We start from the raw sequence: 2111 nt of genomic DNA, 5'->3' as shown, positions 1-2111 counted from the left end.
CAATTCGTCTGCATTGCCTGAAGGTGCGCGCGTATTGTTGCTTGGAGCGGGGTGTGTATTGACGGGGTGGACAGGGGTTGCCTGACGCGTATTGCCGTAAACGTTGGCGTTGTCGTTGAATTGGTTTAAAACATGCTGACGGGTGGTAATCAGGTTTTCCAAATCATCGGCGTAAGAAAAATTGACGCTCGCTAGCATGGCGACCGAAGTCCAAACTGCTGCGAGCCGGAGTAAAAAATTCATTATAAAAACTTCCGTTTCAGAAGGCATTCCCTGCCGATTGCAGGCACATTGCCGGTTTCTGAGATGTTATCCCGTATCATTCTCTTGTTATCTGCTTGATTGTATTCAAAAACCGTCTTTTTGGCAAAAAAACTGCTGTTATTTTGCGTTAAATCCTTGTTTCCAAACAAACTAGAAAAACATTAAATGCGGTTTCGCTTGATTTATCCTCTGCTGCAACCATATAGGCGGCATTCATTGATTTATTTTCAGAGACTGACATGACACAAAATCACAGCGATATCCGTACACGCTTTATCTTCGACGATATGCCTATCCGCGGCATGCACATCCGCCTCGAAAAGGTTTGGCACCACATCGTCAACCAAAAACATTATCCTGTCGCCATCCGTCGCGCATTGGGCGAATTGTTGGCCGCCGGTTCTTTATTGTCTGCCAACCTTAAAAACGAAGGCACGCTGATTGTTCAAGTTCAAGGTCAGGGCCGTCTGAAAATGTTGGTGGTGGAAGCGACTTCTGAAAATACTGTCCGTGCTACCGCGCGTTGGGACGAAACCGCTGAAATTCGTGATGATGAAAGCCTGACTGCGCTGTTGGGCGAAAACAGCGTGTTCGTTTTGACCCATCAGCCTAAAGATGCCGACCCTTGGCAAGGTGTTGTGCCGCTGGAAGGCGACAGCATTGCGCAAATGCTGGTCAACTATATGAAACGTTCCGAGCAGCTCGATACCTATATTACGCTTGCCGCCGACGACCAAGCAGCAGGTGCATTATTGCTGCAACGCCTGCCGGAAGAAGAATTGGATGATGCCGCGTGGGAGCATGTGACTACGCTTGCGCAAACGCTTACTCCGCAAGAATTGACCGGTTTGGATGCGCATCACGCCCTTTACCGCCTTTACCATGAAACCCCGCCCCGCGTTTTTGAACCGGAAGCCATCGAGTTTGCCTGCACCTGCTCCCGTGGCAAAGTCAGCGATATGCTGTTGATGCTTGGTGGTCAGGAAGTCGGTGGCGTGGTGGCAGAACAAGGCAGCATTCAAATCGATTGCGATTTCTGCCATAGCAAGTATGTGTTTGATGAAACCGATGTCAACGCTTTGTTTGGCGCGGATGTGGTGAATGCCGTCCGTCAAGAAAATGAGCGTTTGCAGTAAGTACGGGATAAAAGTTTCTTAAAAAATTGGCTTAATAGAAGGGCAGGTGCAAAACCTGTCCTTTCTTTTTGGAAAATTGAATGCTAAAAATAGAAAATGCCGTCTGAAAAAAAGCGTGGCTGATTTCAGACGGCATGATTGTTTTAAACGATGCGTTTAATGTTTCAAGATTATTTCCAAACCAACAAAGCATGGTTGCGTTTGCCACGGCGGACGATGGTGTATTTGCCGAAACGTTTGTGTTCGTCGGTCAGCATGTAGGCATCGTCAGGTTTTTCAGCAGCATGGTTCGGATTGTTGGCTTCGGCAGGTTTGCCGTTGAGCAAAACCGCTTTGCTGTTGACAAAGCCGCGTGCTTCTTTGTTGGAAGACGCCAAACCGGTTTTCACCAAAGTTTCCACCACGTTGAGGCTCTCGGAAACTTCAAACGTTGGCAGGCCGTCGAGTGCCAGCTGCTCGAAGTCGCTTTCGGTAAGATGGCTTTGGTCTTCGGCAAACAGGCTTTCAGAAATGCGTTGGGCGGCGGCAAGGGCTTCTTCACCGTGAATCAGGCGGGTCATTTCCTCGGCAAGAATGCGTTGCGCTTCTGGCTTGGTGCCGCTGGCTTTGTCTTTGGCTTCGATGGCGTCGATTGCTTCGATGGACAGGAAGGTAAAGTATTTCAGGAATTTGTACACATCGGCATCGGTGACTTTCAGCCAGAATTGGTAG

Annotated in this window: 1 protein-coding gene and 2 pseudogenes; 1 reads left to right on the top strand and 2 read right to left on the bottom strand. The window is 48.7% G+C overall.

All coding sequences use genetic code 11. The features are described 5' to 3' along the window. A pseudogene (locus ACTHUM_RS12090) lies at positions 1-243 on the bottom strand (C40 family peptidase); the annotation flags it as partial. 260 nt (positions 244-503) lie between these two features. On the opposite strand from ACTHUM_RS12090, the gene hslO reads away from it, so the two are divergent. After that, entirely contained in the window at positions 504-1400 is an 897-nt protein-coding gene (hslO, locus tag ACTHUM_RS12085) for an Hsp33 family molecular chaperone HslO (protein WP_101755818.1), read from the top strand. A 170-nt stretch (positions 1401-1570) separates the two neighbouring features. Here the strand turns inward: hslO and ACTHUM_RS12080 are convergent. Beyond that, a pseudogene (locus ACTHUM_RS12080) lies at positions 1571-2111 on the bottom strand (tyrosine--tRNA ligase); the annotation flags it as partial.

This window comes from Neisseria sp. P0021.S006 (assembly GCF_051956895.1).
This window is presented reverse-complemented; position numbering and strand designations above follow the sequence as displayed.